Source organism: Burkholderia sp. NLJ2, from assembly GCF_049487195.1.
Taxonomy (GTDB): Bacteria; Pseudomonadota; Gammaproteobacteria; order Burkholderiales; family Burkholderiaceae; genus Burkholderia; species Burkholderia pyrrocinia.
In genome coordinates this window covers 699,174-724,675 of record NZ_CP137808.1, presented here as the reverse complement: position 1 = coordinate 724,675, position 25,502 = coordinate 699,174, and the positions used below count along the sequence as shown (strand labels likewise).

At 67.9% G+C, this 25,502-nt stretch carries 22 protein-coding genes and 1 other RNA gene; 14 read left to right on the top strand and 9 right to left on the bottom strand.

The window, feature by feature from the left end:
• Positions 1-8 precede the first annotated feature (8 nt).
• From R9B84_RS03335 to R9B84_RS03295, 9 genes are all read left to right on the top strand, one after another.
• Positions 9-1,394 carry an aminopeptidase P N-terminal domain-containing protein gene (locus R9B84_RS03335; protein ID WP_423759188.1) on the top strand — a complete coding sequence of 462 codons (1,386 nt, stop codon included), beginning with the start codon at positions 9-11 and terminating at the stop codon, positions 1,392-1,394.
• Between the two features lie 40 nt (positions 1,395-1,434).
• Positions 1,435-2,622, top strand: a complete 1,188-nt coding sequence (locus R9B84_RS03330; protein WP_423759187.1) for a UbiH/UbiF/VisC/COQ6 family ubiquinone biosynthesis hydroxylase — start codon at positions 1,435-1,437, stop codon at positions 2,620-2,622.
• 136 nt (positions 2,623-2,758) lie between these two features.
• The gene (gene dusB / locus R9B84_RS03325; RefSeq protein WP_096472471.1) at positions 2,759-3,826 is read left to right on the top strand and encodes a tRNA dihydrouridine synthase DusB; all 1,068 of its coding nucleotides are present in this window, start codon (positions 2,759-2,761) and stop codon (positions 3,824-3,826) included.
• Positions 3,823-4,056 carry a Fis family transcriptional regulator gene (locus tag R9B84_RS03320; RefSeq protein WP_006476892.1) on the top strand — a complete coding sequence of 78 codons (234 nt, stop codon included), beginning with the start codon at positions 3,823-3,825 and terminating at the stop codon, positions 4,054-4,056. The genes dusB and R9B84_RS03320 overlap by 4 nt, the downstream gene beginning before the upstream one ends.
• A gap of 44 nt (positions 4,057-4,100) precedes the next feature.
• Complete coding sequence (purH, locus tag R9B84_RS03315; RefSeq protein ID WP_047899820.1) at positions 4,101-5,666, top strand: bifunctional phosphoribosylaminoimidazolecarboxamide formyltransferase/IMP cyclohydrolase; 1,566 nt, start codon at positions 4,101-4,103, stop codon at positions 5,664-5,666.
• A 151-nt stretch (positions 5,667-5,817) separates the two neighbouring features.
• The gene (gene ruvC / locus R9B84_RS03310; RefSeq protein ID WP_034182746.1) at positions 5,818-6,360 is read left to right on the top strand and encodes a crossover junction endodeoxyribonuclease RuvC; all 543 of its coding nucleotides are present in this window, start codon (positions 5,818-5,820) and stop codon (positions 6,358-6,360) included.
• A 158-nt stretch (positions 6,361-6,518) separates the two neighbouring features.
• Entirely contained in the window at positions 6,519-7,100 is a 582-nt protein-coding gene (gene ruvA, locus R9B84_RS03305) for a Holliday junction branch migration protein RuvA (RefSeq protein ID WP_423759186.1), read from the top strand.
• A 108-nt stretch (positions 7,101-7,208) separates the two neighbouring features.
• Entirely contained in the window at positions 7,209-8,279 is a 1,071-nt protein-coding gene (ruvB, locus tag R9B84_RS03300) for a Holliday junction branch migration DNA helicase RuvB (protein WP_262540982.1), read from the top strand.
• 24 nt (positions 8,280-8,303) lie between these two features.
• Positions 8,304-9,257, top strand: a complete 954-nt coding sequence (locus R9B84_RS03295; RefSeq protein WP_423759185.1) for an oxygenase MpaB family protein — start codon at positions 8,304-8,306, stop codon at positions 9,255-9,257.
• Between the two features lie 65 nt (positions 9,258-9,322).
• Here the strand turns inward: R9B84_RS03295 and R9B84_RS03290 are convergent, their stop codons facing one another.
• From R9B84_RS03290 to tyrS, 3 genes are read right to left on the bottom strand one after another with little or no spacing between them, the layout of a single operon-like run.
• Positions 9,323-9,985, bottom strand: coding sequence for a histidine phosphatase family protein (locus R9B84_RS03290; protein ID WP_423759184.1), 663 nt, complete (start codon positions 9,983-9,985; stop codon positions 9,323-9,325).
• A gap of 23 nt (positions 9,986-10,008) precedes the next feature.
• Positions 10,009-10,467, bottom strand: a complete 459-nt coding sequence (dtd, locus tag R9B84_RS03285) for a D-aminoacyl-tRNA deacylase (protein WP_011350959.1) — start codon at positions 10,465-10,467, stop codon at positions 10,009-10,011.
• Positions 10,464-11,705, bottom strand: coding sequence for a tyrosine--tRNA ligase (gene tyrS / locus R9B84_RS03280; protein ID WP_423759183.1), 1,242 nt, complete (start codon positions 11,703-11,705; stop codon positions 10,464-10,466). The genes dtd and tyrS overlap by 4 nt, the downstream gene beginning before the upstream one ends.
• 142 nt (positions 11,706-11,847) lie before the next feature.
• On the opposite strand from tyrS, the gene R9B84_RS03275 reads away from it, so the two are divergent.
• Positions 11,848-12,996, top strand: coding sequence for an anhydro-N-acetylmuramic acid kinase (locus R9B84_RS03275; protein ID WP_423759182.1), 1,149 nt, complete (start codon positions 11,848-11,850; stop codon positions 12,994-12,996).
• A gap of 102 nt (positions 12,997-13,098) precedes the next feature.
• Here the strand turns inward: R9B84_RS03275 and erpA are convergent, their stop codons facing one another.
• From erpA to rplM, 3 genes are all read right to left on the bottom strand, one after another.
• Positions 13,099-13,470 carry an iron-sulfur cluster insertion protein ErpA gene (erpA, locus tag R9B84_RS03270; protein WP_034182738.1) on the bottom strand — a complete coding sequence of 124 codons (372 nt, stop codon included), beginning with the start codon at positions 13,468-13,470 and terminating at the stop codon, positions 13,099-13,101.
• Positions 13,471-13,689: 219 nt separating this feature from the next.
• A complete protein-coding gene (gene rpsI / locus R9B84_RS03265) occupies positions 13,690-14,082 on the bottom strand; it encodes a 30S ribosomal protein S9 (protein ID WP_006476904.1) in 393 nt (130 codons plus the stop codon).
• Positions 14,083-14,092: 10 nt separating this feature from the next.
• Complete coding sequence (gene rplM, locus R9B84_RS03260) at positions 14,093-14,521, bottom strand: 50S ribosomal protein L13 (RefSeq protein ID WP_041490553.1); 429 nt, start codon at positions 14,519-14,521, stop codon at positions 14,093-14,095.
• Between the two features lie 311 nt (positions 14,522-14,832).
• Between rplM and R9B84_RS03255 the strand changes: the two genes are divergently transcribed.
• Together R9B84_RS03255 and R9B84_RS03250 are read left to right on the top strand one after the other, a co-directional pair.
• A complete protein-coding gene (locus R9B84_RS03255; protein ID WP_423759181.1) occupies positions 14,833-15,138 on the top strand; it encodes a hypothetical protein in 306 nt (101 codons plus the stop codon).
• 421 nt (positions 15,139-15,559) lie between these two features.
• Positions 15,560-16,024 carry an OsmC family protein gene (locus tag R9B84_RS03250; protein ID WP_072436316.1) on the top strand — a complete coding sequence of 155 codons (465 nt, stop codon included), beginning with the start codon at positions 15,560-15,562 and terminating at the stop codon, positions 16,022-16,024.
• A 68-nt stretch (positions 16,025-16,092) separates the two neighbouring features.
• On the opposite strand, the gene rnpB is transcribed toward R9B84_RS03250, so the two are convergent.
• The 3 genes from rnpB to pyrC all read right to left on the bottom strand — a co-directional run bounded on the left by rnpB (position 16,093) and on the right by pyrC (position 18,456).
• Positions 16,093-16,504: RNase P RNA component class A (gene rnpB, locus R9B84_RS03245), an RNA gene on the bottom strand.
• 12 nt (positions 16,505-16,516) lie between these two features.
• Positions 16,517-17,395, bottom strand: a complete 879-nt coding sequence (locus R9B84_RS03240) for a DUF3025 domain-containing protein (protein WP_423759180.1) — start codon at positions 17,393-17,395, stop codon at positions 16,517-16,519.
• On the bottom strand, positions 17,392-18,456 hold the full coding sequence (pyrC, locus tag R9B84_RS03235; RefSeq protein WP_034182734.1) for a dihydroorotase: 1,065 nt from the start codon (positions 18,454-18,456) through the stop codon (positions 17,392-17,394). Before pyrC ends, R9B84_RS03240 begins: the two co-directional genes overlap by 4 nt.
• 213 nt (positions 18,457-18,669) lie before the next feature.
• Between pyrC and R9B84_RS03230 the strand changes: the two genes are divergently transcribed.
• Both R9B84_RS03230 and R9B84_RS03225 read left to right on the top strand, forming a co-directional pair.
• Positions 18,670-19,581, top strand: a complete 912-nt coding sequence (locus R9B84_RS03230) for a class II glutamine amidotransferase (protein WP_423759179.1) — start codon at positions 18,670-18,672, stop codon at positions 19,579-19,581.
• 631 nt (positions 19,582-20,212) lie between these two features.
• A complete protein-coding gene (locus tag R9B84_RS03225) occupies positions 20,213-25,471 on the top strand; it encodes an autotransporter outer membrane beta-barrel domain-containing protein (RefSeq protein WP_423759178.1) in 5,259 nt (1,752 codons plus the stop codon).
• Positions 25,472-25,502 lie beyond the last annotated feature (31 nt).

Here is a 25,502-nt window from a genome sequence, read left to right as displayed (position 1 = left end):
ATCGCACGATGAATGCGCCCCTCGAAACCGCCATCGCCGTCGACGTCTACCGCCAACGCCGTGAACGCGTGCTTGCCGCACTGCGCGCCGCGGGCGGCGGCGTCGCCATCGTCCCCACCGCGCCGGAACTGCTGCGCAACCGCGATACGGCCTACCCGTACCGGCACGACAGCTACTTCCACTACCTGACGGGCTTCACCGAGCCGGATGCCGTGCTCGTGCTGAACGCGGCCGCGCCGCACGGCGCGCCGGAGTCGGTCCTGTTCTGCCGCGGCAAGAATGCCGACCGCGAGATCTGGGAAGGCTTCCACTACGGGCCCGAAGCCGCGCGCGACGCGTTCGGTTTCGACGCGGCGTTCGCGGTCGACGTGATCGACACCGAAATGCCTCGCCTGCTCGCCGACGCGGGCACCGTGCACTACCGGTTCGGCGCATCGGCCGACTTCGACCGCCAGCTCGCGGGCTGGATCGACGCGGTGCGCGCGCTGGCGCGCACGGGCGTTGCCGCGCCGGACGCGATGCTCGACCTCACGCCGCTCGTCGACGACATGCGGCTCGTGAAGGACGAACACGAACTCGCGATCATGATGCGCGCCGCGCACATCTCCGCGCTCGCGCACCGCCGCGCGATGCAGGTGTGCCGCCCCGGCATCCGCGAATACGAACTCGAGGCCGAGCTGCTGTATACGTTCCGCAAGCACGGCGCGCAGGCGCCCGCGTACGGCTCGATCGTCGCGGCCGGTGCGAACGCGTGCGTGCTGCACTACCCGGCCGGCAACGCGGCCGCGCAGGACGGCGACCTGATCCTGATCGACGCCGCGTGCGAACTCGACGGCTACGCGTCGGACATCACGCGCACGTTCCCGGCCAACGGGCGCTTCTCGCCCGCGCAGCGCGCGCTGTACGACATCGTGCTCGCCGCGCAGCAGGCCGCGATCGATGCGACGCGCGCAGGTGTGCCGTTCGAGGCGCCGCACGATGCGGCCGTGCGCGTGCTCGCGCAGGGGCTGCTCGACACCGGCATCATCCCGAAAGCGCGCTTCTCGAACGTCGACGACGTGATCGCCGAGCGCGCGTACACGCGCTTCTACATGCACCGCACGGGCCACTGGATCGGCATGGACGTGCACGACTGCGGCGACTACCGCGAGCGGCTCGCCGAGCGCGACGGCAACGGCGCGCTGCCGTGGCGCACGCTGAAGCCCGGCATGACGCTGACGGTCGAGCCCGGCCTGTATGTGCGCGCCGCCGACGACGTGCCGCCCGAGTACTGGAACATCGGCATCCGCATCGAGGACGACGCGATCGTGCGCGAGCAGGGTTGCGAGCTGATTACGCGCGGCGTGCCCGTCGAAGCCGCCGAGATCGAAGCGCTGATGCGCGCGGGCGCATGACCGGCCGCCGCCGACCGTTACCTCCGTTTCACGAATCAAGATGACGACCGCTTCCTTCCCGGCCACGCCGGACTACGACCTCGCCATCGTCGGCGCGGGCCCCGTCGGGCTCGCGCTCGCCGGCTGGCTCGCGCGCCGCAGCGCAACGCAGCACGCGTCGATCGCGCTGATCGACGCGCGCGAACCGGCCGCGAGCGCGAGCGACCCGCGCGCGATCGCCGTCTCGCACGGCAGCCACGTGCTGCTCGACACGCTCGCGTGGCCTGCCGACGCGACGCCGATCGAACATATCCACGTGTCGCAGCGCGGCCATTTCGGCCGCACGCTGATCGATCGCGACGAGCACGACCTCGCCGCGCTCGGCTATGTCGTGCGCTACGGCTCGCTCGTGCAGGCACTCGCGGGCGCCGTGCGCGGCATGCGCGTCGACTGGCTCACGTCGACCACCGCGCGCGCACCGCAACAGGACGCCGACGGCGTCACGCTGACGCTCGACGGCCCGCAGGGCGAGCGTACGCTGCGCGCGCGCATCGTCATCAACGCCGAAGGCGGGCTGTTCCACGAACAGCAGGCCGATACGGCCAAGCATCGCCGCGACTACGGACAGACCGCGCTCGTCGGCACGGTCACGGTATCGGCACCGCGCCCGAACGTCGCATGGGAGCGCTTCACGCACGAAGGCCCGCTCGCGCTGCTGCCGCTCGGCGGGCCGCGCCAGGCCGACTACGCGCTCGTCTGGTGCTGCACGCCGGACGAAGCGGCGCGCCGCGCCGCGCTGCCCGACGACGCGTTCCTGCGCGAGCTCGGCAGCGCGTTCGGCGAACGCATGGGCCGGTTCGTCGCGATCGCTGGCCGCGCGTCGTTTCCGCTCGGGCTGAACGCCGCGCAGACGCTCGTCAGCGGCCGCGTCGCGATCGTCGGCAATGCCGCACAAACGCTGCACCCCGTCGCGGGCCAGGGGCTCAACCTCGGGCTGCGCGATGCACATACGCTCGTCGACACGCTGTCCGCGCAAGGCTTCGAAGCAACCGCACTCGCGACCTTCAACGCGCGCCGCGCACTCGACCGGCGCTTCACGATCGGCGCGACCGACACGCTTGCGCGGCTGTTCACGATCGACGCGGGCCCGCTCCCGCTGCTGCGCGGCGCCGCGCTCACCGCGCTCGAATTCGTGCCGCCGCTCAAGAAGGCGATCGCCCGCCAGATGATGTTCGGCCAGCGCAACTGACGCACGGCGCACCGTGCGGTGCGCCCGGCCGGACCACACAAACCGGGTCAAATCGGCGGGGCTTGGGAATACGGTAAAATGCGCGTTTCCCTCCGCCCTTTTCATGCCCGCGCCGGTCGCGGGCGGTGCCATTGCGATGCCCGTTATCGGCTCTCACGTATTGCGTAACAACCTGTTCGTCGCCCCGATGGCCGGGGTGACGGATCGTCCGTTCCGTCAGCTGTGCAAGCGGCTGGGGGCCGGTTACGCCGTGTCCGAGATGGTCGCGTCCAACGCGCAGCTGTGGAAAAGCGCGAAGACGATGCGGCGCGCGAACCACGAAGGCGAAGTGGAGCCGATCGCGGTGCAGATCGCCGGCGCCGATCCGGCGATGATGGCCGAAGCGGCCCGCTACAACGTCGACAACGGCGCGCAGATCATCGACATCAACATGGGTTGCCCGGCGAAGAAGGTCTGCAACGTCGCGGCCGGCTCCGCGCTGCTGCAGAACGAGCCGCTCGTGCAGCGGATCGTCGAGGCTGTCGTCGCGGCGGTCGGCACGGGGCCCGATGCGGTGCCCGTCACGCTGAAGATCCGCACCGGCTGGGACCGCGAGCACAAGAACGCGATCACGGTCGCGCGTCTCGCCGAAGCCGCCGGCATCTCGATGCTCACCGTGCACGGCCGCACGCGCGCCGACCTGTACCGCGGCGATGCCGAATACGACACCATCGCGGCCGTGAAGGCGGCCGTGCGGATTCCGGTGGTCGCGAACGGCGACATCACGTCGCCCGCAAAAGCGAAGGCCGTGCTCGATGCAACGGGTGCCGACGCACTGATGATCGGTCGTGCCGCGCAAGGTCGGCCGTGGTTGTTCCGTGAAATCGATCATTTCCTGCAAACCGGCGAGCTGCTGCCTCCGCCGCTGATCGACGAGATCCAGCAGGTGATGAACGAACACCTGGAAGACCACTACGCGTTCTATGGCGAATTCACGGGCGTCCGTACTGCGCGCAAGCACATCGGCTGGTACACTCGCGGCCTTTCCGGTGCCAACGGGTTCCGGCACCGGATGAACACGCTCGATTCCTCCCGCGAGCAGCTCGCCGCCGTCAATGCATTCTTCGAGGCGCAAAAAGCGCTGTCGGACCATCTCGTCTACGTCGACGACGAAGAGGAAAACGGCCAGGGCGAGTCGGACGACCATAACCAGTTAGCAGCATGAGCAAGCACAACATCGAACAATGTGTCCGCGAGAGCCTGGACGTGTATTTCCGGGATCTAGACGGCTCCAATCCGCACGACGTCTATGAAATGGTGATGTCCTGCGTCGAAAAGCCGATGCTCGAGGTCGTGCTCGTACAGGCAGGCGGCAACCAGTCGCTCGCCGCGGAGTACCTCGGCATCAACCGCAACACGCTGCGCAAGAAGCTGCAGCAGCACGGCCTGCTGTAGTCGGCCGTCCCGTCCCCGTTTCCCTGGCTATTGGTGGTTCCATCATGATCAAGCAAGCGCTCATTTCCGTTTCCGACAAGACCGGCATCGTCGACTTCGCGAAGTCGCTGTCCGACCTCGGCGTCAAGCTGCTGTCGACGGGCGGCACCGCGAAACTGCTCGCCGACGCGGGCCTGCCCGTTACCGAAGTGGCCGACTACACGGGCTTTCCGGAAATGCTCGATGGGCGCGTGAAGACGCTCCACCCGAAGGTGCACGGCGGCATCCTCGCCCGCCGCGACCTGCCCGAGCACATGCAGGCGCTGGAACAGCACGGCATCCCGACGATCGACCTGCTCGTCGTGAACCTGTATCCGTTCGTCGCGACGATCGCGAAGGACGACTGCACGCTCGCCGACGCGATCGAGAACATCGACATCGGCGGCCCGACGATGCTGCGCTCGGCCGCGAAAAACCACCGCGACGTGACGGTCGTCGTCGATCCGGCCGACTACGCGGTCGTGCTCGACGAGATGAAGGCGAACGGCAACACGGTCGGCTACCCGACCAACTTCCGCCTCGCGACGAAGGTGTTCGCGCACACCGCGCAATACGACGGCGCGATCACGAACTACTTGACGAGCCTGACCGACGAGCTGAAGCACGCATCGCGCAATGCGTACCCGGCGACGCTGAACATGGCGTTCGACAAGGTGCAGGACCTGCGCTACGGCGAAAACCCGCACCAGAGCGCGGCGTTCTACCGCGATGTCGCGCCGCAAGCCGGCGCGCTCGCGAACTACCGCCAGCTGCAGGGCAAGGAACTGTCGTACAACAACATCGCGGATTCGGACGCGGCATGGGAATGCGTGAAGACGTTCGACGCACCGGCCTGCGTGATCATCAAGCACGCGAACCCGTGCGGCGTCGCGGTCGGCAACGATTCGGCCGACGCGTACGCGAAGGCATTCCAGACCGACCCGACCTCCGCGTTCGGCGGCATCATCGCGTTCAACCGCGAAGTCGACGAAGCGGCCGCGCAGGCTGTCGCGAAGCAGTTCGTCGAAGTGCTGATCGCACCGTCGTTCTCCGACGCCGCGAAGCAGGTGTTCGCCGCGAAGCAGAACGTGCGCCTGCTCGAAATCGCACTCGGCGACGGCCATAACGCATTCGACCTGAAGCGCGTGGGCGGCGGCCTGCTCGTGCAGTCGCTCGACTCGAAGAACGTGCAGCCGCACGAACTGCGCGTCGTCACGAAGCGCCACCCGACGCCGAAGGAAATGGACGACCTGCTGTTCGCCTGGCGCGTCGCGAAGTACGTGAAGTCGAACGCGATCGTGTTCTGCGGCAACGGCATGACGCTCGGCGTCGGCGCAGGCCAGATGAGCCGCGTCGATTCCGCGCGCATCGCGAGCATCAAGGCGCAGAACGCGGGCCTGACGCTGGCCGGTTCGGCCGTCGCGTCGGATGCGTTCTTCCCGTTCCGCGACGGCCTCGACGTCGTCGTCGCCGCCGGCGCGACCTGCGTGATCCAGCCGGGCGGCTCGGTGCGCGACGACGAAGTGATCGCCGCGGCCGACGAGCACAACATCGCGATGATCCTGACGGGCGTGCGCCACTTCCGTCACTGATCGCATGCGGCCCGCGCGGCTGCAACACGAAAACCCGGCGGCGTCGCACCCGCCGGGTTTTTTATTGCGCGGCGCCCTCGCGCGCAACCGCGCGCCCGGCTCGCCGCACCGTTCGTTGTAGTATCGCTGCATCAGGCAACTCTCCTCACTCATGCGAATTCTCGGCATCGACCCCGGCCTGCGCGTCACCGGCTTCGGCGTCATCGACGTCAGCGGCCACCGGCTCGCCTATGTCACGAGCGGCGTGATCCGCACGCCGACGGCCGACCTGGCCACCCGGCTCGGCACGATCTTCCAGGGCGTGTCGACGATCGTGCGCGAACATGCGCCCGACCAGGCCGCGATCGAAAAGGTGTTCGTCAACGTGAACCCGCAGTCGACGCTGCTGCTCGGCCAGGCACGCGGCGCCGCGATCTGCGGCCTCGTCGCGGGCGGGCTGCCGGTCGCCGAATACACGGCGCTGCAGCTCAAGCAGGCCGTGGTCGGCTACGGCCGCGCGACCAAGACCCAGATGCAGGAAATGGTCACGCGACTGCTCAACCTCTCCGGACAACCGGGCTCCGACGCGGCCGACGCGCTCGGCATGGCGATCTGCCACGCGCACGGCGGCAACACGCTCAGCACGCTCGGCGGCCTCGCGCCGGCGCTCGCGAAGAAAGGGCTGCGCGTGCGGCGCGGGCGGCTGGTCGGCTGATGCCGGCGCGCGCTGTCGCCCGGCACACCGGCTCGACCGTTTTGCCCACACGCAACGCACGCATGACACGCGTCGCTTCGGCCTGACGGCCAAGGCCATCGGATTTGCGCCGCGCGTGCGCTACACTCGCGCTTTCTTCCTCGCATCCCGCCCCCCCCATGATCGGTCGCATCGCCGGCATCCTGCTCGAAAAGAACCCGCCTCACCTGCTCGTCGACTGCAACGGCGTCGGCTACGAAATCGACGTGCCGATGAGCACCTTCTACAACCTGCCGCAGACGGGCGAGCGCGTCGTGCTGCTCACGCAGCAGATCGTCCGCGAGGACGCGCACCTGCTGTACGGCTTCCTGACGGCGCAGGAGCGCACGACCTTCCGCGAGCTGCTGAAGATCACCGGCATCGGCGCACGCATGGCGCTCGCCGTGCTGTCCGGCATGAGCGTGCAGGAGCTCGCGCAGGCCGTGACGATGCAGGACGCCGCGCGCCTCACGCGCCTGCCCGGCATCGGCAAGAAGACGGCCGAGCGCCTGCTGCTCGAACTGAAGGGCAAGCTCGGCGCCGACCTCGGCGCGCTCGCCGGCGCCGCATCGGCGTCCGACCACGCGACCGACATCCTCAACGCGCTGCTCGCGCTCGGCTACTCCGAAAAGGAAGGCCTCGCCGCGATCAAGAACGTGCCGGCCGGCACCGGCGTGTCCGAGGGCATCAAGCTCGCGCTGAAGGCGCTGTCGAAGGCGTAACGCACGGTCAGACCGGCCGTTGAAGCCAGTGTCGCGCGGCCGCGCGGCGCTCGCCAGTCGGCCGTTCGGCCAGTTCGGGCGTGCAGCGTCGCGCGGTACAATGGCCGCATGATTGAAACCGACAAACTCGCCACCGAGCAGCGGATCATCGCCGCCACGCCCACCTCGTCGCACGAGGAGGTGTTCGAACGCGCGCTGCGGCCGCGCCAGCTCGACGACTACGTCGGCCAGGAAAAGGTGCGCGGCCAGCTCGAGATCTTCATCGAAGCCGCCAAGCGCCGCTCCGAGCCGCTCGACCACGTGCTGCTGTTCGGGCCGCCGGGTCTCGGCAAGACGACGCTCGCGCACATCATTGCGCGCGAGATGGGCGTGAACCTGCGTCAGACGTCGGGCCCCGTGCTCGAGCGCGCGGGCGATCTCGCCGCGCTGCTGACGAACCTCGAAGCGAACGACGTGCTGTTCATCGACGAGATCCACCGGCTGTCGCCGGTCGTCGAGGAAATCCTGTATCCGGCGCTCGAGGATTACCAGATCGACATCATGATCGGCGAAGGTCCGGCCGCGCGCAGCGTGAAGCTCGACCTGCAGCCGTTCACGCTCGTCGGCGCGACCACCCGCGCGGGGATGCTGACCAACCCGCTGCGCGACCGTTTCGGGATCGTCGCGCGCCTCGAGTTCTACGACGCCGAGCAACTGTCGCGCATCGTGCGGCGCTCCGCATCGCTGCTGAACGCACAGATCGATCCGCACGGCGCGCTGGAAATCGCAAAGCGCTCGCGCGGCACGCCGCGGATCGCGAACCGGCTGCTGCGCCGTGTGCGCGACTTCGCGGAAGTGAAGGCCGACGGCCAGATCACCGCGGCGGTGGCCGATGCCGCGCTCGCGATGCTCGACGTCGATCCGGTCGGCTTCGACCTGATGGACCGCAAGCTGCTCGAAGCGATCCTGCACAAGTTCGACGGCGGCCCGGTCGGCATCGACAACCTCGCGGCGGCGATCGGCGAGGAGCGCGACACGATCGAGGACGTGCTCGAACCGTACCTGATCCAGCAGGGCTTCCTGCAGCGCACGCCGCGCGGGCGCGTCGCGACGCTGCTGACGTACCGCCACTTCGGGCTTTCCGCGCCCGACGCCGGCAGCACCGAACGCGGCATGTGGGATACACCCGCCGGGAAGTAACCGGCCGCCCGAGCCACGCCAGCCATGACGACGCCGCCTAGCCGCCACCCCGCCGCACCCGCACCGGGCCCGCGCTGGGCCGAGCCGATCCGCAAGCGGCTCGTGGCCGGCATCACGCACCTGACGGCGGGCGGCGGCGGCCCGTCGCTCGATCTCTCTTCACCGCCCGGAGATCCGGGGCTGTTCGGCCCCGACGCCGTCTGCTGGCGCGTGCATGCCGACTTCACGTCGATGATGACCGGCGGCATCGCCGCGCTGCTGCTGCAGGCGCTTCATCCGCTCGCGCTCGCGGGCGTCTGGGATCACTCGTCGTTTCGCACCGACATCCTCGGCCGCTTGCGGCGCACCGCCACGTTCATCACGGGCACGACGTTCGGCAGTCGCGCGGACGCACTCGCACTGATCGAACGCGTGAAAGCAATCCACGCGCGCGTAACGGGTACCGCGCCCGACGGTCGGCCGTACCGCGCCGACGATCCGGCGTTGCTGACCTGGGTCCATATCGCGGAAGTGTCGAGTTTCCTCGCCGCGCATCTGTGCTACGTGAATCCGGCGCTGTCGGGCGAGCTTCAGGACCGCTATTACGCCGAAACGGCCTTGGTCGCCGAACTGCTCGGCGCACACGAAGTGCCGCGTTCGCGCGTCGAGGTCGCCGCGTATCTCGCACGCATGCAGCCCGAACTCGAAGCCGGGCCGCATACCTTCGAGGTGATGTCCATCCTGCTGAATGTCCCGGTCGCGAAGCCGGCGCTGCGGCCGGCCGCGTCGCTGATGGTGCATGCCGGGATCGACCTGCTGCCGCCGTGGGCGCAGCGCATGCTCGGCGTGTCGACGTTCGCGCCGTTGCGACGCGCGGTGGTCCGGCCCGGCGTACGGGCCGTCGCCCCCGTGCTGCGCTGGGCGCTCGTCAACGGCGCGTCGAAGCGTGCGCGCCGTCGCGCGACCGCGCCCCCGCCGGACGGCGCGCCGCCCGCCTGACGATTCGTTTCTCGCGCACGAAGAAGGGGAATCCCGGCCGGCCATGCCGGACGGGCCCCGCGTGCTCAGAGCACCTTGCGATAGCCGTCGTCGTCGCTCTCGGCGTCCAGGTGCGACACGTCGGCCCACTGCACGACCTGCGCGCGGCCATCGACGTAATCGACGACGTTGATGCTCGTATTGAGCAGTTGGTAATTGCGCGGCGCCGACAGCTCGAGACCGTTCGCAAAACGGTACACGCAATCGAGCACGCCACCGTGCGCGACGCACGCGATCCGGCCACCCGGATGCGCGGCGACGATCGGCTCGAGCGCATGCAGCACGCGGTGATAGAACGCGCGCTGCGACTCGCCGCCTTCCGGCGCGAAGCCCGGATCGCGCGTCTGCCAGGCTGCATACGCGTCCGGAAACAGCGTCTCGATCTCGGTGCTGTCGTGCCCCTGGAACGCGCCGTACGAGCGTTCGCGCAACCCGTCGCGCAACTGCAGCGGCAGCCCGAGCGCATCGGCGAAGGGTTGTGCGGTCTGCTGCGCGCGCATCAGGTCGCTCGAATAGACCGCATCGATCCGTGCGCCGTCGCGCGCCTCGTGCGCGAGCCGCCCGGCCAGCCGCTGCGCCTGCGCGAGCCCCGTGTCGGCCAGCGGGATGTCGATATGCCCCTGGATGCGCTTGATGCGGTTCCAGGCCGTCTCGCCATGGCGGATGAAAAGAATCTGCGTGGTGGCCATCGCGAGGCGTCTCCGGGGAAGCATCAGGGCCGCACTTGCAGCCAGAACGTGACGGGGCCGTCGTTGACGAGCGACACCTGCATGTCGGCGCCGAACTCGCCCGTCTCGACGACGGGATGGCGCGCCCGCGCGGCCGCGACGAAATAGTCGAACAGCCGCGCGCCTTCGTCGGGCGGCGCGGCCGGCGTGAAGCTCGGGCGCAGCCCGCTGTTGGTATCGGCCGCCAGCGTGAACTGCGACACGAGCAGCAGGCCGCCTGCGCGGCCCTCGCCGTCGATATTCGACACCGGCAGGTTCATCTTGCCCGCTGCATCGCTGAACACGCGGTAGCCGAGCATCTTCGCCAGCAGCTTGTCGGCAGCCGCGTCGGTGTCGCCGCGCTCCGCGCAGACCAGCGCGAGCAGGCCCGCGCCGATCTCGCCCGTCGTGCGGTCGCCGACGCGCACGTCGGCGCGCTTCACGCGCTGGATCAGCGCAATCATGCGGTCAGCGTGACGCGCGCGAAGCGGCGCTTGCCGACCTGCACGACGAACTCGCCGGCCTCGACCTTCAGGCCCTTGTCCGACACGGTCGCGCCGTCGATCTTCACGCCGCCCTGCTCGATGTTGCGCAGCGCCTCGCTGGTCGACGGCACGAGGCCGGCCTGCTTCAGCAGCTGGCCGATCGCCAGCGGCGCGCCTGCAAGCGTGACCGACGGAATGTCGTCCGGCACGCCGCCCTTCGCGCGATGGTTGAAGTCTTCGAGCGCACGCTCGGCGTCGGGCTGCGAGTGGAACCGCGCGACGATTTCCTGCGCGAGCAGCACCTTGAAGTCGCGCGGGTTGCGGCCCGCTTCGATCTCGCGGCGGAAGCCAATGATCTCGTCCATGTTGCGGAACGACAGCAGTTCGAAGTAACGCCACATCAGCGTGTCCGAGATGCTCATCAGCTTGCCGAACATGTCGGTCGGCTTCTCGCTGATGCCGACGTAGTTGCCCTTCGACTTCGACATCTTCTCGACGCCGTCGAGACCTTCGAGCAGCGGCATCGTCAGGATGCACTGCTGTTCCTGGCCGTACTGCTTCTGCAGTTCGCGGCCGACCAGCAGGTTGAACTTCTGGTCGGTGCCGCCGAGTTCGAGATCGGCGTTCAGCGCGACCGAATCGTAGCCCTGCATCAGCGGGTACAGGAATTCGTGGATCGAGATCGGCACGCCGCCCTGGAAGCGCTTCGTGAAGTCCTCGCGCTCGAGAATCCGCGCGACCGTGTAGCGCGACGCGAGCTTGATCATCCCGTCCGCGCCGAGCGGCATCGACCATTCGCTGTTGTAACGGATCTCGGTCTTTTCGCGATCGAGCACGAGTGCGGCCTGCTCGAAGTAGGTCTTCGCGTTCGACTCGATCTGCTCGCGCGTGAGCGGCGGGCGCGTCGCGTTGCGGCCCGACGGATCGCCGATCAGCGACGTGAAATCGCCGATCAGGAAGATCACCGTGTGGCCGAGATCCTGAAGCTGACGCATCTTGTTCAGCACGACCGTATGGCCGATGTGGATGTCGGGCGCGGTCGGGTCGAGGCCGAGCTTGATGCGAAGCGGCGTGCCGGTGGCCGCGCTGCGCGCGAGCTTCTGCGCGAACTCTTCCTCGATCAGCAGTTCGTCGACGCCGCGCTTCGTGACGGCGAGCGCATGCCGGACTTCGTCGGTGATCGGGAAAACGGGCTTGGAACTGGGTTCGGTGCTCATCGGTGCCAGGAAGAATGTCGCAAAAACAGGGATTTTCCCATAACTTGCGCGCGCATCGCTTAACGGCGCGTCACGTTGCGCGGATAATCGGGCGCAAGGTGCGCGGCACGGGCCCGCGCCGTACGATCCAGGAGAACCCAACGTGCCGCAACGACAGCCGCAAAACGCCCATCCGGCCGACGGCATCTACTTCGGGCTGATGTCGGGAACCAGCATGGACGGCGTCGACGGCGTCGCCGTGCGTTTCGAGGCCGGCAAGGCGCCGGCCGTGCTCGCGGAAGCATTCGTCGGCTTCGCGCAGTCGCTGCGCGACGCGTTGTTCGCGCTGCAGCAGCCCGGCGACAACGAGATCGACCGCGAATCGCTCGCGGCGAACGCACTCGTCGCGCGCTACGCGGTGTGCTGCCACGAATTGCAGCGCACCGCCGGGCTGTCGCGCGACGAGATCCGCGCGATCGGCGTGCACGGCCAGACGGTGCGCCATCGCCCCGAGCGCGGCTATACGCGGCAACTCAACAACCCGGCGCTGCTCGCCGAGCTGACCCAGGTCGATGTGATCGCCGATTTCCGCAGCCGCGATGTGGCCGCCGGCGGCCACGGCGCGCCGCTCGCGCCGGCGTTCCATGCGACGGTATTCGGTGCGCCGGGCGAGACGCGCGTCGTCTGCAACCTCGGCGGAATCAGCAACATCACGATCCTGCCCGGCGAAGGCGGCGACGTGCGCGGCTTCGACTGCGGCCCCGCGAACGCGCTGATCGACGCGTGGGCGACCCGCCATCTCGGCAAACCGTACGACGACGGCGGCAAATTCGCCGCGCGCGGCACCGTGCACGCACCGCTGCTCGATGCGCTGCTCGACGAACCGTATTTCGCCGCGCCGCCGCCGAAAAGCACCGGACGTGACCTGTTCAATCCCGCGTGGCTCGACGCGAAGCTCGCCGCATTCGCGCAGGTTGCGCCGGAGGACGTGCAGGCGACCCTCACGGCGCTCACCGCCGTGTCGGTCGCACGCGAAATCGCGCAGCACGCGCCCGGCTGCAAGGCCGTCTTCGTGTGCGGCGGCGGTGCGCGTAATCCGGTGCTGCTCGACGCGCTCCGCCACGCACTGCGCGAGGCCGGCGTGCCGGCCACGGTCGATACGACGGCCGCGCTCGGCGTGCCGCCGCAACAGGTCGAGGCGCTCGCGTTCGCGTGGCTCGCGTACCGCTTCGTCGCGCGCCAGCCCGGCAATCTCGCGACGGTCACCGGTGCGGCCGGCAACCGCGTGCTCGGCGCGCTCTACCCGCGCTGACGCGACACCTGCCGCGCGGCGGGCGCCGCGCACAGGCGCAAAAAAACGGGGCATAAAGCCCCGTTTTTCATTCCGGCGAACCGGCGCGGATCTGCCTTGCGCTCAGACCGAGAACGACGAGCCGCACCCGCAGGTGGTGGTCGCGTTCGGGTTCTTGATCACGAACTGGGCGCCGTTGATGTCGTCCTTGTAGTCGATCTCGGCGCCGACCAGGTACTGGTAGCTCATCGAGTCGATCAGGAGCTGGACGCCGTTCTTGTTCATCACGGTGTCGTCCTCGTTGACTTCCTCGTCGAACGTAAAGCCATACTGGAAGCCGGAGCAGCCGCCACCCTGCACGAACACGCGCAGCTTCAGGTCGGGATTGCCCTCTTCGTCGATCAGTTGCTTGACCTTGTCGGCCGCTGCGTCGGTGAAGACGAACGGAAGCGGCATTTCGGTCGTCGTTGCTGCGGATTCGGTAACAGCGTTCATTGCGAACTCTCCAAAAAGCTTTAGCCGCTATTGTAGGGCCGATCAGAAGATCGTGCTGAAGTCCATGAAATCAATAGGTTCTTGTCGATTTCATCGAACCTGCCCGCGCGAGCCGCCCGCAGCATGGGCCTGAAAGCGGGCATAAAAAAACCGCCAGCGCGAAAGCTGGCGGTTTTTCCGGCGGACGCCGCCCGGAAGCGGCGCGGCCATGAAGCGGAATTAACGCTTCGAGAACTGCTTGGCGCGGCGTGCCTTGCGCAGACCGACCTTCTTACGCTCGACTTCACGCGCATCGCGCGTCACGAAGCCTGCGCTCGACAGCGACGGCTTCAGCGTCGCATCGTAGTCGATCAGTGCACGGGTGATGCCGTGGCGCACTGCGCCTGCCTGACCCGTTTCACCGCCACCGTTCACGTTCACCTTGATGTCGAACGTCTGGCCGTGGTTCGTGAGTTCCAGCGGTTGACGCACGATCATCAGCGACGTTTCGCGCGAGAAGTAGTCAGCGATGGGCTTGCCGTTGACGATGATGTCGCCCTTGCCAGCCTTGATGAAGACACGTGCGACTGCGCTCTTGCGGCGGCCCGTACCGTAGTTCCAGTTACCGATCATGTGGGTCCCCTTAGATCTCGAGCGCCTTCGGCTGTTGCGCCGAATGCGGATGCGTCGCTTCTGCGTAGACCTTCAGCTTCTTGATCATCGCGTAGCCGAGCGGGCCCTTCGGCAGCATGCCCTTGACCGCCTTCTCGAGCGCGCGGCCCGGGAAGCGTTCTTGCATCTTGCCGAACGTCGTTTCATAGATACCGCCCGGGTAGCCCGAGTGACGGTAGTACTTCTTGTCCAGCGTCTTGTTGCCCGTGACCTTCAACTTGCTCGCGTTGACGATGATGATGAAATCACCAGTGTCGACGTGCGGGGTGAACTCAGGCTTGTGCTTGCCGCGCAGACGGCGTGCCACTTCGCTGGCAACACGGCCGAGAACCTTATCCGTCGCGTCAATCACGTACCATTCGCGCGTCACCTCATGGGCTTTTGCGGAAAACGTCTTCATGATCGATCCAAAAAAAATGCTTTGCCCGATGTGTTCGTCCTGCTTGTCTGTGTGCGCTTCGAGGCGCGGTGCAGGCTCTCCCTGTTCTTTTTCCGTGGGCATGAATGCGGAAAAGCCCTGAATTATAAAGGAAATACGGTGACGCGGTCAAAGGGAATCCACGTCCCGTGTCCGCGGCGCCCGAAATGGGCCAAAATTCGGTCGTGCCCCGACCAACCAGGCGAACCGAGCGCCCGGGGAGGCACCCATCGACGCGCGGTACATGACCTTGCCGCGCCAGACCGGCCGAACACGGAAAACAACAAACAAGCATGATGAAACAACCACTTACGCCCTTCTTCGCGGCCGCGTTGCTGGCCGCCGCGGCGCCTGCCGTCGCCGCCCAGGTCGGCTGCGAAGCCAAGCTCGACGCGCTCGATGCGCGCATTGCCGAAGCCCGGACCGCCCATGCCGAAGATCGCGTCGCCCGTCTGCGCGCGGTGCGCGAACGCGTACGCCACTTCTGCTCACGCGGTCACGGCCATGCGTCGGCCGTGCACGCGCCGGCACCCGATGCACGCGCGCGCGGCACGCCGCCCGACGCGACATCGCAGCCGGTCGCGCGACAGCCTGCGTGACGGATGCCGGGGCGCGCAAGCCGCGCGCCGATGTTTGCATCGGACGAAAAAAAGCCCGAACGGCTGGTTCGGGCTTAATCCACCTTAGGAGGAGGGTGGAGGAGACATTCGGAGGTTGCCGCAGCGCGACAACCAATGAGGCTCATTATACGAACGCACCGCTGGCTCCACAAGAAAATTTGCATTACGAAATCTAACTCCATAATGCGAAATTTCGTGCAATCTGCCATATAAATTGATTTCCCCTTTAAAATCAATCGCCTGAACCTGATCAGGGCGAGAGAAAATAGTCCACCCCTAGAGTAAAACCCCTAAATTCAGCACGGAAATTGCCGTTCGGCACGCTGTTGCGCGCCGCTCGGGCGGCTCCGGCGTTGCACGTCGTGCACCGCATCAGCCGGCCGAAGCGCTGCGGGCTACAATGCCGGATCGAATCCGAATCAGGCAACGCTGGAGTGCAAGCATGGAATGCAAAGTAAGCTGGATGGGTCAGGACGGCATGGCATTTTCCGCCCAGACCGGAAGCGGGCATCTCGTCACGATGGACGGCGCGCCCGAAGGCGGCGGCCATAACCTCGCGCCGCGCCCGATGGAAATGGTGCTGCTCGGCACCGGCGGCTGCACGGCCTATGACGTCGTGCTGATCCTGAAGAAGAGCCGCCAGGAAGTCACCGGCTGCTCGGTCACGCTGAAGGCCGAGCGCGCGAGCGAAGACCCGAAGGTGTTCACGAAGGTGCACTTCCACTTCACCGTCACCGGCCGCAACCTGAACCCGGCCACGGTCGAACGCGCGATCAACCTGTCGCACGACAAGTACTGCTCCGCGTCGATCATGATCGCGAAGACGGCCGAACTCACGCATTCGTTCGACATCGTCGCCGCCTGAACGCACGGCGCGCGCACAAAAAAAGGGCCGGCGCTCCGCCAGGAGACGCCGGCCCTTTCGCATTCGAACGGCAAAGCAGGCCGATAAGCCGGATTCTGTGCACGCTGCGCGCCGAAGCGCACAACGCGTGGCAGCCATTCCTCTAGGCGCGCCATTGCTGACGCGCTCAAGCTTCCTACCCGCAGACGAGACGGGGGCCCCATCCTGCATCCGAAGATGCGCGCCTGCCTACTTGGAATTGCTCCGGGTGGAGGTTACCGTGCCGGCGAACGTCGCCGTCGCCGCGGTGCGCTCTTACCGCACCGTTTCACCCTTACCTGATCCCGGCTTGCGCCGGGCCATCGGCGGTTTGCTTTCTGTTGCCCTGTTCCGCGTGTCGCCACGGATGGCCGTTAGCCATCACCCTGCCCTGTGGAGTCCGGACTTTCCTCGCCCCCGCACGCCCGAAGGCGGCGAGGCCGCGACTGCCTGGCCTGCTTTGCGACGCGCATTCTAGCACTGCGCGCCGCCGCCGGCTGCACACACGCGGCGGCCGCTGCGGAATACGGCCGGATCGTCGTAGAACGCGACGTCGACATTCGCGCCCCACCAGCCCGGTACGCCAAGCACCGGAAGCGGCGAGAAATCGCGGCTCGTCAACGCGCGCGTCGCGAGTTCGGCGGCGACACGCGCATCGACATGCGCAATGCGTTGCGCGTCGGGCCACGAAAAATAGTCGGCGCTCACTTCGACGATCCACGTGTGCGCGGTGCTGGACTTGTAAGGCACGACGAGCTTCTCGAGCAGCGCATGGCCGACGAGCCGCGCTTCGCAGCGCGTGCCCCACGCATCGCGCGCGTCGACCAGCAGCCGCGGCCAGTCGAAGCCGCGCAGCGCATCGGCGAGCGCGCGGTCGGCCGTCACGAACAGCGCGGCATTCTCGTCGAACAGCGTGAGCGCATCGCGCAACGTGCCGCGAAAGGGCCCGACGCCGCCCGCCGCGTCGATCGCGGCGGCCTGGCGCGCGTTCAACGCGGCCTTGATGCGCGGATACGCGAACCAGACGAGCGCATTGAAGAAGTCGTGAAGATTGTGGCGGGTCGGCACGCCGCCGGTGCCGGCGATATGGGTCTCGTACGCGACACCGGGCGGCAACTCGGCCTGCGGCACGAACCGCAGCGGCCTGCCGCGACCGCTGACGCGCCCGCCGTCGCGCAACGCGCCGTTCAGCGCGTCGAGCAGCGCGGCATCGCCCGCCCGTGCGGCCGCCTGCGCGGCGCGGCCCGGCTCCGCATACGGCGCAAGCCACGGCGCGGACCAGTCGATCCGCGCAAAATCCGCCGCCCCGCTGCCGGCCGCGTGGCCGGCTTCGCGCGGCGGCGCGCCGCTCACACGAGTTTCCAGCCGATCGTCTCGCCGCCGCGCAGCGGCACGACCGGCGTGTCGCCCGCGAAGATCTCGCGCGGCAGTTCCCACGCCTCGCGGCGCAGCGTGACCGTCTCGGCGCTGCGCGGCAGCCCGTAGAAATCGGCGCCGAAGAAGCTCGCAAAGCCTTCCAGCTTGTCGAGCGCGCCGGCGTGGTCGAACGCTTCCGCATACAGTTCGAGCGCATGCAGCGCCGTGTAGCAGCCTGCGCAGCCGCACGCGGTTTCCTTCGCGCCGCGCGCATGTGGCGCGCTGTCGGTACCGAGGAAGAAGCGCGGGTTGCCCGACGTCGCGGCCTCGACCAGCGCGACGCGATGCGTCTCGCGCTTCAGCACGGGCAGGCAGTAGTAGTGCGGGCGAATCCCGCCGACGAACAGCGCGTTGCGGTTGTACAGCAGGTGATGCGCGGTGATCGTCGCGCCGAGCAGGCCCGGCGCCGCATCGGCGTCGCGCACGTAGTCGGCCGCGTCCTTGGTCGTGATGTGCTCGAACACGACCTTCAGGCCCGGGAAATCGCGACGCAGCGGCGTCATCACGCGGTCGATGAAGACCTTCTCGCGGTCGAACAGGTCGATCGACGCATCGGTCACCTCGCCGTGCACGAGCAGCGGCATGCCCGTTTCCTGCATCGCTTCGAGCGTCTTCGCGCATTTCGCGAGATCGGTGACGCCGTGGTCGGAGTTCGTCGTAGCTCCTGCCGGATACAGCTTCACGCCGTGCACGAAACCGCTTTCGCGCGCGCGGCGGATCTCGTCGGGCGGCGTGTTGTCGGTCAGGTACAGCGTCATCAGCGGTTCGAACGTCATCCCGGCCGGCAGCGCGGCGAGGATGCGCTCGCGATAGGCCTGCGCCTGTGCGGTGGTCGTCACCGGCGGCTTCAGGTTCGGCATGACGATCGCGCGGCCGAACTGGCGCGCGGTGTGCGGCAGCACGGCGGCCAGCATGTCGCCGTCTCGCAGGTGCAGGTGCCAGTCGTCGGGACGGGCGAGCGAAAGCGTCGCCGGGGAGGAAGCGTTCGAGGCAGTCATAGGAGGCGTCGTGAGGAACGGACTGGCCATCAGCGGGGCCGGAACACGCGTGCGCGGGCCGACTGACGGCAAACCGCAACACGAGGCCTTTGGCCAGCGGAATCCGCTTTTTACCGCTCAGGGCTCGGTGATATGCTAGAAACCGCATTGTACCGGGGTTCGCCCGGTTCGTTACCCGTCGTTACCCCGCTTCAGCCTGCCGCCCCAAGTAAAATGTGCCAACTCCTAGGAATGAACTGCGCCGCGCCGACGGACGTCACATTCTCCTTCACAGGTTTCGCGGCCCGGGGCGGGCTCACCGACCACCATGCCGACGGCTGGGGCATCGCCTTCTTCGAAGACAAGGCCTGCCGCCTGTTCATCGATCACCAGGCATCGGCCACGTCGCCGATCGCCGAGATGGTGAAGCGCTACCCGATCAAGTCCAAGAACACGATCGCGCACATCCGCAAGGCGACGCAAGGGCACATCCTGCTCGAGAACAGCCATCCGTTCATGCGCGAGCTGTGGGGCCGGCACTGGATCTTCGCGCATAACGGCGACCTGCAGGACTATGCGCCGAACATGGACGGCAGCGTCTACCACCCGGTCGGCACGACCGACAGCGAACAGGCGTTCTGCGTGCTGATGCAGGGGCTGCGCGAGGCATTTCCCGGCGCACAGCCGCCGCTGCCCGAACTGTTCGAGCGCGTCGGCGAGCTGACGCGCGGCATCACCGATCACGGCGTGTTCAACTTCCTGATGTCGAACGGCCAGGCGCTCTTCGCGCACTGCTCGACGCGGCTGCACTATCTCGTGCGGCGCTGGCCGTTCTCGACCGCGCATCTCGTCGACGAAGACCTGTCGATCGACTTCGCGAAATACACGACGCCCGAGGATCGTGTCGCGGTGATCGCGACGCAGCCGTTGACCGACAACGAGGTCTGGACCGCGTTCGAGCCGGGCGAGCTGATCATGTTCCAGTGCGGCGACGTCGCCGCGCGGATGCAGATCCCGGTGCCCGAACGCGTGCTCGAGAAGCTGCGCAACCCGGCGCTCGACGCGTCGGCCTCCGCGCCGCGCGACGCACGCGAGGCGCTCGCCACCGCCGCCGACGGCGATTCCGACGACACGATCGACTTCTGAGCGCGGCGCACCGGCGCCCTTCCCGCTTTCCATTTCCCGCACGGCAAGACCGTCGCCCGCAACGTTCGGGCGTGGCGGGCGATTTCGCGCGCACGCGATGCGGCGACTTTCATCGCTGGAGAAAATCGCGTGCCGGTTCCGTTTCATCCGGACCACATTCCGGCACACCAATTCAATGCAGTACAACATTCGCTTGATTTTATTAATTTCCAAGCGAAAATAACTCAAATCCGAAATAAATAAACAAGGCAATCCGGAGCACATATAATCCGGAAACCGCATTATAACGCACCGCCCCGATGCGAACCGTGCGCCACCCCACCGATCCGGTAATCACGCATTCGCGCCGATTAAATCGGCAAAAACCTTACCCATCAATACCTTCAGTTCGATTCATCACACAATAGAAAAATACCGAATGAAATCGGCATTATCGCCACATTCATTATTTTTTGATAATCGGCTGCCATCTCGGTCAGTAGACTCCGTCCATCCTCGGTGTAACGAATCACGATTGGCGCAGAAACGGCCATGGCCGCTGCACGCCCACTCAGGCCATTTTTCCACCGCGGATTGCGATTTCACTGCACCGCGGTGAATACCACTTCAAAAAAAGAGAGAGGGGCTTGTCGTGAATCACTCATTTCGATCGATATGGAGCGAAACCGCCGGCTGCTGGGTCGCGGTTGCGGAAACGGCACGGGCGCGCGGCAAGCGTTCGGGCAGCGAATCCGGCGCAAGCCGTGGCGCTGCTCACACGGCGACACGCCGGTCGCCGCTTCGCGTCGCCGCGCTCGGCGCCGCGCTGGCCGCGCTGTCGGCCGGCTCCGCGTATGCATCGACCTGCGGCAGCGGCGGCGCCGTCGCGAGCGGCGGCACCTGCGCGCTCGGCAGTTTCAGCCCGACCGTCAACGACAACCTGGCCGGCGCAACCACCGTGTCCGGCGGCGACACGGTCGGCGTGACGGGCGCATGGACCGGCGTCGGCGGCGACCCCGGCTACACCCTCACGCCGATCGGCAACGCGACCGTCGTATCCGGCAACCCGAATCAGCCGATGCTGTCGCTCGGCGGCAAGACGCAGAGCATCAGCACGCCCGACTCGATCACGGGCACCCGGTCGTCGGTCGCCACCTACAACTCGTCCGCGTTCTCCGCGTCGACGGCCGGCTCGACCAACGTGCCTGTCTACCATGACGTGAACGGCAACCAGTACGTCAACGCGCGGATCGGCACCGTCGACACCTCCGGCGGCACGCTGAACGTGTCGATCGGCAATCCGGCGAACGCGCCCGACGCGGCCGGCAACGCGATCTCGATCGCGCCGAAGCAGACCGACCTGACGTTCGCGGACGGCACCGGCGCGGCGAAAAGCGTCGTCAACTGGAATTCGCGCAACCAGATCTGGCTCGGCACCGGCGACTATCTCGCGAGCGGCGGCCCGGTCGGCAGCATCCAGCTCGACGTGCCGGCCTACGCGGGCAAGTTCACCGCGTTCGACGGCAGCACCTGGAGCGTCACCGATGCCGCTTCGCTTGCCGCCTACAACGACTTTCTCGTGCGCTCGGTGCAAAGCGGCGCGCTCGGCTCGCAAGCGGCCTACGACAGCGCGTTCGGCCAGGCCGTCACGTTCTCGCAGCAGACCTTCCAGTACGCGAACAACGTATCCGCGGGCGACAAGAACACGCTGCCGATCGATCACCTGTCGGTGATGCACGGCACCGGCGCGAATGCGACGCTGCACATCGGCAAGGACGGCCAGATCGACTTCCGCGGCGCCAGCACGATCGACTCGAGCTCGGCGGTCCTCGCGGAAAACGGCGCGCACTTCGTCAACGATGGCCGCCTGTCGGGCGACTTCACGCTCGTGCGCCTGCTGACCGGTGCGAGCGGCGTCAACAACGGCGCGATCTCGTCGGGGTACGCATCCGGCGACAACGTCAATACGGGCGGCAGCGCGCAACCGGGCAATTTCGACTTCCATGCGTACACCGAGGGCAACGGCGTATATGCGAATGGCGCGGGCACGACGTTCGTCAACAACGGCGTGATGAACGTCGGCGCATGGAACCTCGTCGGCAACCGCCCCGACCTGCAGAACTACGCGGTGGCCGCGACGGACGGCGCGAGCGGGTCGAACGCCGGCACGATCAACGTCGGCGTCAACGCAACGACGCTCGACAGCCAGGTGATCGGCGGCCTCGTCGCCGGCGGCAGCTTCACGAACGAAGCCGGCGGCACGATCTACCTCGGCCGCGCGGCCCAGTACGATGCCGCGTCGCCCGAGGCCGCGAACGACGTCGCGCTGTCCGCGCACGCGTACGGCATCCTGCTCGGTGCATCGGGCACCGCGAGCAACCACGGCACGATCGTGATCGGGTCGCAGACGCAGAACGGCGCCGCGCTGGCAAGCATCGGCTCGTCGTCCGGCACGCTGACCAACGCGGGCTCGATCGTCGTCAACGGCGCGGCGCCCGGCACGCCGCTCGCGAACGTCGGCATGCTTGCGGCCGATACCGCCGCGACCGTGACCAACACGGGCACGATCACGCTGAATGGCGTGAACGGTATCGGCATCATGGTCGTCGGGACCGGCACGAAAGCGACGGCCGCGACGTCGACCGGCACGATCAACGTGGCCGGCGGCCTCGATCCGGTATCGGGCACGCGCAACTACGGCGTCTGGGCCGAGGGGCCGCTCGCGAAGGCCACGCTCGACGGCGCGCTCAACCTGACGGGCCCCGGCGCGATCGGCGTGCATGCGCGCTCGGGCGCGACGATCGACGTCGGCGCCAACGCAGTGCCGGCCTTCACGTCCGGCACGAACCAGATCGGCTTCTACGCGTATGGCGCGGGCTCGAAGATCAACGTCGCCGCGCAGCACCTCGGCGTCGACACCGACAACTCGACGCTGTTCCGCGTCGCGGGCGGCGCGACCTACACGGGCGCGTCGGCGGCCGGCGCGCTGACGACCGACGTCAACGGCCAGCGTGCGCACGGCGTGCTCGCGACCGACGCCGGCACCACGCTGTCGACCGGCAACGCGATCTACAACGTCAACGGCGCGAACGGCATCGCGATCGCGGTCGAAGGCGGCGCGAAGGGCACGATCGATGCGGGCGCGACGATCAACCTGAACGCGGCCGGCGCGATCGCGGGCGTCGTCGACGGCCAGGCGCACGACCTCGCCGGCGCGAACGCCGGCGCGCCGGTTGCGACGACGCTGATCAACGACGCCGCCGTCACGTCGTCGACGGCCGGCGTGACGGGCTTCGTCGCGCAAAACCTCGGCACGCTGGAGAACCGCGACACGGTGCTGCTGACGGGCGCCGGCTCGACGGGCATCGTGGCCGGCACGCTCGGCACGGTGAACAACGCGTCGACGATCCGCGTGGCCAACGGCACCGGCGCGCTCGTGCAGGGTGCATCGGCGACGCTCGCCAACACGGGTTCCATCGAAGCCGACGACGGCATTGCAGGCGTGCGCCTGACGGGTGCCGGCGCATCGGTCGCGCTGTCGGGCGCGGGCACCGTCGTCGCGAACGGCAGCGCCGACGGCGTGCTGATCGACTCGACCGTATCGGGCGGCGGGCTCGCGGCCGGCGCGACGTCGATCGCGGTCGGCGGCTCGGGAAGCGGGATCCACAACCTCGGCGCGAATACGGCGATCGCGTTGTCCGGCACGCAGGTCGCGACCACCGGCAACGGCGCCGACGGCCTCGCGTCGACGGGCACGGGTGCGCGCATCGCGACCGATGCGGCAACGGTCGTCCGCACCGCCGGCGCGAACGCGCGCGGCCTATTCGTATCGGGCGCGGATTCGACGCTCGCGGCCAACGGCACGACCGTCGCGACGACGGGCGCCGGCGCGCATGCGATCGTCATGGACGGCGGCGCGACGGCGCTGCTGTCGGGCGCGAAAGTCACCGCGTCGGGGGCCGCGGCCGACGGCGTCGTCGCGCGCAACGGCGGCCGCATCGGCGATACGGGATCGTCGCTCGCCAGCGCAGCCGGCAACGGCGCGACGGCGGACAGCGGCGGCGTGCTCGCGTTGACCGGCACGACGCTCAAGGGCGCGACGGCCGGCGTGCTGACATCCGACACGCTCGCGAACGGCGCGACGAGCTCGGTGCTCGTCGACGGCGGCAGCGTGACGTCCGCCGCCGGGCCGGCATTCGCCGCGCGCGGCGGCACGGCCGACATCGCGGTGCGCAACGGCGCGGTCGTGACGGCCGGCAACGGCACGCTGCTCGATCTCACGAACGGCAGCAACGTGACCTTCAACGCATCGGCGGTGAACCTCACCGGCGACATCGTCTCCGACGCGTCGAGCACCGGCAACGTGTTCCTCGCGAACGGCACGACGCTGACCGGCAGGATCGACCCGGTCGCGCTGACGGTCGACGGCACGAGCACGTGGCGCATGACGGGCAGCTCGGTGCTGAGCCGCCTGAACAACGCAGGCCTCGTCGCGTTCACCGCGCCGGCCGGCTCGCCGGCGCTCACGGGCAGCTACAAGACGCTGACGACCGGCAGCTACATCGGCAACGGCGGCACGATCGCGCTCAACACGTATCTCGGCGCCGATGCATCGCCGACCGACCGGCTGATCGTGAACGGCGGCACCGCGAGCGGCACGACCGGCCTGAAGATCGCCAATACGGCCGGCACCGGCGCGAAGACGACCGGCGACGGGATTCCCGTGGTCGTCACGGCCAACGGCGGCACGACCACCGCGTCGGCATTCCATCTCGCGGGCCCGGTACAGGCCGGCGCATACGAATACCGGCTCTATCGCGGCGGGCAAAGCGACGCGAACGGCTGGTACCTGCGTTCGCAACTCGATCCGACGGACCCCGGCAACCCGATCCACCCGTCCGGCGGCGGCGACGGCAGCGGGAATGGCGACGGCGGCACGCTCGCATACCGTCCGGGCGTCGCCGGTTATGCGCTGACGCCGCTCCTGAACGCCGACTACGGCTTCTCGACGCTCGGCAAGCTGCACGAGCGCGTCGGCGACATCTACAACCTCGCGAAGCAGCAGCCCGGCAACCGCGACGGCGTGTGGGGGCGCATCGGCGGCCAGAGCCTCGACGCGAACGCGGGCCGCTTCGCGGCCGACGAGCGCACGTTCTTCGCGCAGTTCGGCAAGGACTGGACGCTCGACCAGACGCCCGGCGGCAGCAGCACGCATGCGGGCGTGACGGCCAGCATCGGCGTGTCGAACGCGAGCTTCAGCGACATGGCGCGCGCGGACTCGCAGACCCTGTCGACGTCGACGGGCTCGGTCGAGATGCACGCGCAGAGCGTCGGCGGCTACTGGACGCGCTATCTGTCCGACGGCACGTATTTCGACAGCGTCGGGCAGGTCACGCACTACGGCAACCGCTATCGCGACAGCTACGGCAACGAGGCGTCGCAGAACGGCTTCGGCATCGCGCTGTCGCAGGAGGTCGGCAAGCCGTTCGGCATCGGCGGCACGCCGATCGCGATCGAGCCGCAGGCGCAGCTGATGTACCAGTACCTGAAGCTCAACGGGTTCAACGACAACGTGTCGGCCGTGTCCGGCACGACGACGAACGCGCTGCGCGGCCGCGTCGGCGTGCGCCTCTTCCGGCCGAACCTCGAGGCGAACTCGGGCGGCGGCGCCGCGACGCCGTACTTCACGGCCGACGTGCTGCACGACTTCCTGTCGCCGGGCCAGACCGTCGTCGGCGGCACGCCGTTCGCGACGCATCTCGGCCGCACGTGGTACGAGCTCGGCGTCGGCGTGACCGCGGGTTTCGGCAAGTCGGGAGAGCTGTACGCGAACGTGAAATATGCGCGCAACATCGGCGGCGACTACCGGCGCGGCGTCACCGGGCAGGTCGGCTACCGCTACAGCTGGTAACGGCGGACGAAAAAAAACCGCCCGGCGCTCG

What these genes read in the sequence shown, in the direction of transcription:
- R9B84_RS03335 (WP_423759188.1), top strand. Translation starts at nt 9, where the DNA reads ATGAATGCGCCCCTCGAAACCGCCATCGCCGTCGACGTCTACCGCCAA.
- R9B84_RS03330 (WP_423759187.1), top strand. Translation starts at nt 1,435, where the DNA reads ATGACGACCGCTTCCTTCCCGGCCACGCCGGACTACGACCTCGCCATC.
- dusB (WP_096472471.1), top strand. Translation starts at nt 2,759, where the DNA reads ATGCCCGTTATCGGCTCTCACGTATTGCGTAACAACCTGTTCGTCGCC.
- R9B84_RS03320 (WP_006476892.1), top strand. Translation starts at nt 3,823, where the DNA reads ATGAGCAAGCACAACATCGAACAATGTGTCCGCGAGAGCCTGGACGTG.
- purH (WP_047899820.1), top strand. Translation starts at nt 4,101, where the DNA reads ATGATCAAGCAAGCGCTCATTTCCGTTTCCGACAAGACCGGCATCGTC.
- ruvC (WP_034182746.1), top strand. Translation starts at nt 5,818, where the DNA reads ATGCGAATTCTCGGCATCGACCCCGGCCTGCGCGTCACCGGCTTCGGC.
- ruvA (WP_423759186.1), top strand. Translation starts at nt 6,519, where the DNA reads ATGATCGGTCGCATCGCCGGCATCCTGCTCGAAAAGAACCCGCCTCAC.
- ruvB (WP_262540982.1), top strand. Translation starts at nt 7,209, where the DNA reads ATGATTGAAACCGACAAACTCGCCACCGAGCAGCGGATCATCGCCGCC.
- R9B84_RS03295 (WP_423759185.1), top strand. Translation starts at nt 8,304, where the DNA reads ATGACGACGCCGCCTAGCCGCCACCCCGCCGCACCCGCACCGGGCCCG.
- R9B84_RS03290 (WP_423759184.1), bottom strand. Translation starts at nt 9,985, where the DNA reads ATGGCCACCACGCAGATTCTTTTCATCCGCCATGGCGAGACGGCCTGG.
- dtd (WP_011350959.1), bottom strand. Translation starts at nt 10,467, where the DNA reads ATGATTGCGCTGATCCAGCGCGTGAAGCGCGCCGACGTGCGCGTCGGC.
- tyrS (WP_423759183.1), bottom strand. Translation starts at nt 11,705, where the DNA reads ATGAGCACCGAACCCAGTTCCAAGCCCGTTTTCCCGATCACCGACGAA.
- erpA (WP_034182738.1), bottom strand. Translation starts at nt 13,470, where the DNA reads ATGAACGCTGTTACCGAATCCGCAGCAACGACGACCGAAATGCCGCTT.
- rpsI (WP_006476904.1), bottom strand. Translation starts at nt 14,082, where the DNA reads ATGATCGGTAACTGGAACTACGGTACGGGCCGCCGCAAGAGCGCAGTC.
- rplM (WP_041490553.1), bottom strand. Translation starts at nt 14,521, where the DNA reads ATGAAGACGTTTTCCGCAAAAGCCCATGAGGTGACGCGCGAATGGTAC.
- R9B84_RS03255 (WP_423759181.1), top strand. Translation starts at nt 14,833, where the DNA reads ATGATGAAACAACCACTTACGCCCTTCTTCGCGGCCGCGTTGCTGGCC.
- R9B84_RS03250 (WP_072436316.1), top strand. Translation starts at nt 15,560, where the DNA reads ATGCCGGATCGAATCCGAATCAGGCAACGCTGGAGTGCAAGCATGGAA.
- pyrC (WP_034182734.1), bottom strand. Translation starts at nt 18,456, where the DNA reads ATGACTGCCTCGAACGCTTCCTCCCCGGCGACGCTTTCGCTCGCCCGT.
- R9B84_RS03230 (WP_423759179.1), top strand. Translation starts at nt 18,670, where the DNA reads ATGTGCCAACTCCTAGGAATGAACTGCGCCGCGCCGACGGACGTCACA.